We start from the raw sequence: 6943 nt of genomic DNA on the forward strand, positions 1-6943 counted from the left end.
GTAGCCAAAGACAGACAGATCACCCAGCTGGCCCAGCCTTGGCTGCCGCCGCTGAAAGAGAGGATTTATCTTGAAGAGATATCCCCGACAGATTTTCGAAAAGCTTGGGCATCTAAGCAGAGAAAAGATCTGGTATTGACATTAGGTATGGGAGATTTCCCAAATAGACAAGAACAAAAACTAATTAGTATTAATCTAACAAAAGAAGGCCATATTTTTCTGTATGGTAGTGTTGGTACTGGGAAAACTACCTTCCTTCACACATCCGCTTTAGAGTTGGCCCAGCACCATTCTCCAGATAATCTGAATTTCTATCTGCTAGATTTTGGGACCAATGGTTTGGCCCCTCTCTCTCAGCTACCCCATGTCGCGGACTGGATCACATTAGATCAGTCTGAGAAACTGCTCAAATTCTTACGAGTTATGACAGGGATCTTAAATAGCCGCCAATCTCTGCTAGCTGAGCAAGGGGTCGGAAATGTCAGTCAATATGAGACACTTACTGGGAAAAAACTCCCCACCATCGTTATCCTCACGGATTCCTATGAAACCATCCGAGGAGAGGAATATGAAGAATCTATGCAAAAACTATTTATCCGTATTTCTCGCGAAGGTATTAATGTCGGCATTCATATGATTATGACGTCTATGAGACAAGCCAACATTAGAGTCACGCTCTACAGTAACTTCAAAACACAGCTGACCTTGAGGCAAAATGATATGACCGATGTCATCAATGTTGTCGGAAGGACACCTTATGCTCAGATAGAAGATATCAAGGGGCGCGGTCTGATCAAGCTAGATGAAGCGGTCAATATTCAGCTAGGACTGCCTATTCAATCGGAATCTGAGATTGATTATATCAATCGCCTGCGAGATAAGGGGCAGGAAATGTCTGATTACTGGACGGGTAAACGTCCAGCAGAGATTCCAATGTTACCAGATGTATTGACCCTCAAGGCTTTCCGCACCAACTACCCAAGCGTTCAGAAGGCCTTGGCTTCAGGTCAATTGCCGCTAGGTTTAGACAAAGAAACGGTGACCAGCCGCAGTTGGGATCCTAAAAAAGGATCATTGCTCTACCTCTATGAGAAGGAGAGTGATGCCTTACAATTGATCGAACTGATCAATCAAGAAGCCAAATCACAGGGAATTCAGCTTACCTTTGTGATTTCTGAGAGCAGTTATTTGGAAATCGAAGATGATAATATCAGGGTTTATGATAATCAGGAAAGTCAAGCTGAGATGGTTGAGGCCTTAGGGCGTCAGGTTACTTCAAGGCTCAAAACGAATCATCGGAAATTGACACATATCATTATTTGGTATAATTATACGGAGATTATAGGTAGTCTCAAGAAGGCTCAACATCAGGAATCTATCGCTAAATTATTTGAGAGTGGCTCTAGAGTCGGTTTGGCTAATATTGTAATCAGCCGTCCTGATTACCTGACTCGCTTTACGGATACAGCTTCAAGAATCATCAAGAAAACTAAACAGAGCTTGATTGGTTACCGTATTCAGGACCAACCTATTGTGAATCCAATAAACAGGCCGCTGAAAGAACAGCCCCTAAAAGATCAGGAGTATTATTGGGTTGTCAATGGTCAACTCTCAAAACTACAATTGCCATTTTACTAAAGAAAGGAAATAATCAATGGGAAAATCAAGCCTCACTGCAGATTTGGAAGCTAAACTGGCTAAGATTAAGGCTAAGATAAAAAAACTGGAAGCTGTCAAGAAAACGGTCGAGGGTTGTAAGACAGCAGTGAAGAACACTTATAACAATGCTGATGGTGATAATGTTAGAGGGGATAAATATGATGATTACTACAAATCTGATCAAGAAGCTATCAGCAGTATCAGTAAAAAACTAAAAAATAAGCAAACGCAAGTTATTGAGGATATCAATGATAACTTAACTGCCTTAGAGTCGTTACAGAGCACTACGGAGAAGAGCTTGGCAGCTTCTCGAGCAGCTGATGCCGCAGCTGACGCCGTGAAAGATCCAACTGGATCAGTTGAAAAAGGTGTCGATTGGCTTGGAGATACGACAGGACTGTGGTGAACACTTTGTTAGAATGAAGCAGAGGAAAAAGGAGGATAGAAATGACAGAGCAAGTAAAAGTCGATAATATTAGTGATATTGATACTTTGGCAGGATCTGCCCAATCAGCTTCAAATAATTTCCGAGATGAGACAGAGTCAGCTTATCAGACTTTTCAGCTAAAAACAAAGGATCAAGCCAGTGCGGCATTGACCAAATTTTTAGAGGAGTTAAATACTTTGTCTGATCAAGTATTTTCGACCTACCCCATGGTTTTACAGAACTTTGGTACTACCGTATCGGATTATGCCGGGGCTCTGACGGACGAAGGTTTTTCAACTATTGTCTATACAGATAATGGGGATATTTCTAATATCAAGACATGGCTGACGGTACAAAGATATAATAGCATCAGTGAGAAGGGAGAAGCCCTCGATAAAGCCTTTAGCAAGGCGTCAGATGTTATGGCAGAAGACCCAGTTTCCAAAGACATCGGCGATGTCACAACGTCTTCCATCGTGAGTAATGCTCAAGAAACCCTAACAGATCATGCTAAGAAATATCAGGACAAGCACGATAATCTGATTGACGCCAAAACGACCTTTGTTCCTGGCCTGGATACTGCCAGTGGGGATGTGGCAGAAGTCAAAGGTGCGCTAACTCGTGCGTCCAATATCTCAAAGGCAGACACGGCTTATTTTGTCAAATGGCTGGCAGATGGCAAGCTGACAGAGGCCAATATGGATGTAATCTATCTCATTTCGGACACTGGCGATGATGAGATGCTCGATGTTCTCATGTATGAAGGCAGTGGCGGCGAAAGCTTCTTTCGCCGCCTAGGAAAGGTAGACGCTACCCATGTCAGCCAAGGGATGATGGATATGGTCTATGGCCGTTTTTATGAGAATGTCTATGATGGAGAAGCCGCCGATGTTGATAAATTGAATGCTTTTTTTGGCTCCCTATCAAAGCAGGATCAAGAAAAGGTCAAAACCTACATGGAAAAACTCTCCACCTCAGGCGTCCGCCTAGCGGCCGTCACCACTTCAGGCGCTGTTGCTATGATGCCGGATTTTGGGACGACTCAAGAAGAGCATGAAGCCTACGCGAAGAAAATGGAAGAGCTCCAAGCCAGCGGTAAGCTGGCAGAAATCAATCAAAACCTCCAAAATATGGGAAATCTCAATGCCCTGTTTGAATCGGTTTACATTGGAGACATTGGAAAAGGTTATTCTCAAGAAGCTTATATGGAATATATCTCTAAGGTAACAGGCTTAGAACAAAATGATAACGGCAGCTTTTCATGGACCAGGAAATCCTACGTGACTGGCTCAGGTGCTGAGCTGGGAGCTGAAGAATCATTTGATGTTTCCTATGAGACCTCAGGTACGATTGCTAAAGGGGATAAGGCAGCCGCTGAGCTGGATGATTTACACAAACAGCAGGCGGATTCTGTCCAAGACCTCTTTAAGAAGGGAGCCGTGATGGTCGGCGATAAGATCGTTCCCGGTTTGGGGACAGCTATAGGTGCGGTCTCGGCGATTGTGGACAATACCGAAGACGGCAACCTGAGCACTTATGTTGGCAGCGGCAACGACCTCGGCGCCAGCGTTTTTGGCAAGAAATATCCAGAGCTCTTGGATGATGCGGCAGGCGGTGCCGAGGCGGTCTTCGACTTTGTCGAGAATATGTCTGATCTGAGCCAGCAGGAGCAAGCCGCCAGAGCAGACCTCGACAACTCCCTCTTTGACACAGGCGGTACCTATATTGATAGCTCAGTGACAGGTCATGATAAGGCCAATTATGCGATGGCCTTTGACCTTCAGGCCAGCCTGCAGAGCTACGATATGGAACAAAATGGCCTGCGGACTTACATTTATACAAAATATGATCAAGCTATCTTAGATACTTATGATGAAAAAATCGCTGAGAGCGAGGGCATGAGTAAAGAGGTCAGTGCCATGTTGGCTGGGGAAAGCCAGCAGTCCATCGGCGGTAAAAGCGGCGTTTCTGAAGAAGAGCTGTGGAAGGCACTTAAAGAAATTCAGGAAAATAGCACTGACTACGGATTGTCTGATTCTGATTTTCAAGCGAATTATATCGACGACAATAGGCAGAGATTTGACGATCTAGTGGGCAATTAGGAGGTTCCATTATGATGAAACGCTTACTTTCTTATAAGTTGGTCAGACTGGTGCTCGCCCTCCTCTTGCTGGCCTTCTTAGCCTTTAGTGGTGTCTTTTTGTTCCAGCAATACGTTAGGATCTTTGATCCCACGTTCGCCTGGCGGTTTGAAGAAGAGCAAGAAAATATTAAATCGGTAAAACTGTATTCTCAGGACAAGGCCTTGGTTATTGTGGAACCTAAAGATATCAGTAATGCACCTAATGTTCAGGTTAGTCAAAATTACCTCATAGAAACGAGTTGGAAAACGCGGACAGACCGCAATGCCAATGAGTATAAAATTGATCCAGGGGAACACTTTTATGTCTATCTCTATAACCTCAATGATCCCCAGCGCAAGGTGAAAAAACTGGATGTTATTGGCATCTTGCAAAAATATCATATCAAGAATACGGTGGCAAACGTCTATCTCAGAACGGACAAGGGGCAGGATTATTTAGAATTGTTAATTGATAAGCAATTAGGACCTTATAACTCGTATCGAAAATATTATAGTATCGATACGGGGAAGCTCGTATCTGATTTAGAGGTGAAAGAGACGAAGCTACTTCCTAGTCCCTATGGATTGTCGGGTAAAATGAAAAAATTTAATTTACTTCCTTCTGATTATGTTCTCAATGCCACTTATGACAAAGCCAAGGGGCTCTCTGGCTTAAATATCGCTAAGGAAGCGCCTGAGCTGACAGCTGCCTTTAATAGAGGCGCTGCCTTGTACCGCCGGCCAGAGATGATGTCCAATGCCACATGGTACAACACTATCATGCATTGGTTTGCGCCTCAAGGCCAGAATGTTGTGGAGCTGTATGAAACAGATTATTTTACTGGTGAAAGGACTCAGATTAAGAGTTATGAGGACCAGATCAAATGGCTCAAAGACCATCCTGATGACGCAAAATTGGAATACGGAAACGGTATTGATTATGGCGGTTAAAACAGAAACAATGAAACGCTTACTTTCTTATAAGCTGGTCAGACTGGTGCTTGCCCTCCTCTTGCTGACTTTCTTAGCCTTTAGTGGCGTCTTCTTGTTTAAGCAATACGTTAGGATCTTTGATCCCAAGTTCGCCTGGCGCTTTGAAGAAAAGCCAGAAAATATCAAGTCAGTGCAGCTATATGATCAGAATAAAGAGCTGGTTCTGGTGGAACCTAAAAAGATTAATAAATCATCCAACGCTCAGATTAGCCAGGATCACCTCATGGAAACGAGCCGAAAAACGCGGACAGACCGCAATGCCAATGAGTATAAAATCGATCCAGGGGAACACTTTTATGTCTATCTCTATGACCTCAATGATCCCCAGCTTAAGTCTGAAAAGCTGGATGTGATTGGCGTCTTGAAAAAATATCATATCAAGGACGCTGTGGTAAGGACTACTCTCAGAACTTACAAGGGGCATGATTATATAGAGATTTTACTTGGCAAGCAAAGAGGACACTATGATAATGCGGACTTATACAGTAAATACTATAGGATTGATACAGGAAAGCTCGTTTCTGAGTCAAAGGCGGAAGTAGCGGAGAAGACAATCCCTAGTCCTACCGGACTGTGGGATAAAACGGAAAAATTTAACTTAAGTCTTTCTGGTTATAGTATCAATGATGACTATGGCAAAGCTAAGGGTCTCTCTGGTTTAAATATCGCTAAGGAAGCGCCTGAGCTGACAGCTGCCTTTAATAGAGGCGCTGCCTTGTATCGCCGGCCAGAGATGATGTCCGATGCCACATGGTACGACACCATCATGCACTGGTTTGCACCTCAGGGCCAGGATGTTGTGGAGCTGTATGAAACAGATTATTCTACTGGAGAAAAGACTCAGATTAAGAGTTATGAGGAGTATATGCAATGGCGCAAAGACCATCCAAGGACCTAAAAGAACATACGAGAAAGGTTAATAACCTAGTGGGCAATTAGGAGGTTCCCTTATGATGAAACGCTTACTTTCTTATAAGTTGGTCAGACTGGTGCTTGCCCTCCTCTTAACCGCCTTGCTTGCCCTTAGCGGCCTTCTTCAGACAGGAGAGAAAATACAGGAAAAAAGTTATAGTGATTACCAATTATGGAATCAGACCCATCCGCGCAATTAGAAAGGAATAGAATATGGGAGACCAAATAAATGTTAATACGACTTCCTTAACAGATACCGTTGTTAAAAATATAAATGACATGTCTGTTCAAGATCTTGCGACCAAGCAAGATATTATAAGTGATGATTCCAAAGAAAAGTTGGTATCAGTAGTAGATGAAATTAAAACTACAGCCACCAACATTGTCCAAGTAGTGAATGACTTTGATACCTTCCTTGTCAATTTGGGGGAGTCTTTTAAAAATATGGATCAGGATTTAGCTAACAAAATTGGGGCTATGCCGAGTCTGGATACTGTCAAGATTGAAGGTGGAAGTAATGACAGCGATAAATACTTTACCCCTGGCGATACTGCCAGTGAGCCCCAGACTGATGCTGAGCACCGTGCAGCTAACAGCTAATATTTAAAACCTCAGTCATCCATAAAGCTGTTAGATTTTGAGAGGACCAAGCTGGTCTTCTCTTTTTTGATATTATTCACTGTCGAAAAATGGGGTCAGTTGATCACCATCATACTTGAGTTCGAAAAAGAGCAGTCGGCCTAGGTGCGATGGCCGTTCCCTTGGGCTTGCGCGGCAGTGACGATTATGTTATGCTGGATTTGCATGAGCGCTCGCACGGCCCGCACGGC

At 43.5% G+C, this 6943-nt stretch carries 7 protein-coding genes; all 7 read left to right on the forward strand.

What is annotated here, in order from left to right:
• A partial coding sequence (locus ACFOSE_RS03140; protein ID WP_380430385.1) for an FtsK/SpoIIIE domain-containing protein occupies window positions 1–1638 on the forward strand: 1638 nt, incomplete at its 5' end.
• Between the two features lie 16 nt (window positions 1639–1654).
• Window positions 1655–2065, forward strand: a complete 411-nt coding sequence (locus ACFOSE_RS03145) for a hypothetical protein (protein WP_380430388.1) — start codon at window positions 1655–1657, stop codon at window positions 2063–2065.
• Window positions 2066–2106: 41 nt separating this feature from the next.
• Complete coding sequence (locus tag ACFOSE_RS03150) at window positions 2107–4188, forward strand: hypothetical protein (protein ID WP_380430390.1); 2082 nt, start codon at window positions 2107–2109, stop codon at window positions 4186–4188.
• Between the two features lie 11 nt (window positions 4189–4199).
• Window positions 4200–5159 (forward strand): hypothetical protein, encoded by a 960-nt coding sequence (locus tag ACFOSE_RS03155; RefSeq protein WP_380430393.1) that lies wholly within the window; start codon window positions 4200–4202, stop codon window positions 5157–5159.
• Window positions 5113–6099, forward strand: a complete 987-nt coding sequence (locus ACFOSE_RS03160) for a hypothetical protein (RefSeq protein ID WP_380430395.1) — start codon at window positions 5113–5115, stop codon at window positions 6097–6099. The genes ACFOSE_RS03155 and ACFOSE_RS03160 overlap by 47 nt, the downstream gene beginning before the upstream one ends.
• A gap of 52 nt (window positions 6100–6151) precedes the next feature.
• On the forward strand, window positions 6152–6313 hold the full coding sequence (locus ACFOSE_RS03165) for a hypothetical protein (RefSeq protein ID WP_380430398.1): 162 nt from the start codon (window positions 6152–6154) through the stop codon (window positions 6311–6313).
• A 13-nt stretch (window positions 6314–6326) separates the two neighbouring features.
• Complete coding sequence (locus ACFOSE_RS03170; RefSeq protein WP_380430401.1) at window positions 6327–6713, forward strand: hypothetical protein; 387 nt, start codon at window positions 6327–6329, stop codon at window positions 6711–6713.
• The last annotated feature ends 230 nt before the right edge of the window (window positions 6714–6943 follow it).

The sequence above is a fragment of the Streptococcus dentapri genome (genome assembly GCF_042649885.1).
GTDB classification, from domain to species: domain Bacteria; phylum Bacillota; class Bacilli; order Lactobacillales; family Streptococcaceae; genus Streptococcus; species Streptococcus dentapri.

Bases quoted from the DNA above. Each gene is read 5' to 3' on its own strand.
- ACFOSE_RS03145 (WP_380430388.1), top strand. From the start codon at position 1,655: ATGGGAAAATCAAGCCTCACTGCAGATTTGGAAGCTAAACTGGCTAAG.
- ACFOSE_RS03150 (WP_380430390.1), top strand. From the start codon at position 2,107: ATGACAGAGCAAGTAAAAGTCGATAATATTAGTGATATTGATACTTTG.
- ACFOSE_RS03155 (WP_380430393.1), top strand. From the start codon at position 4,200: ATGATGAAACGCTTACTTTCTTATAAGTTGGTCAGACTGGTGCTCGCC.
- ACFOSE_RS03160 (WP_380430395.1), top strand. From the start codon at position 5,113: ATGACGCAAAATTGGAATACGGAAACGGTATTGATTATGGCGGTTAAA.
- ACFOSE_RS03165 (WP_380430398.1), top strand. From the start codon at position 6,152: ATGATGAAACGCTTACTTTCTTATAAGTTGGTCAGACTGGTGCTTGCC.
- ACFOSE_RS03170 (WP_380430401.1), top strand. From the start codon at position 6,327: ATGGGAGACCAAATAAATGTTAATACGACTTCCTTAACAGATACCGTT.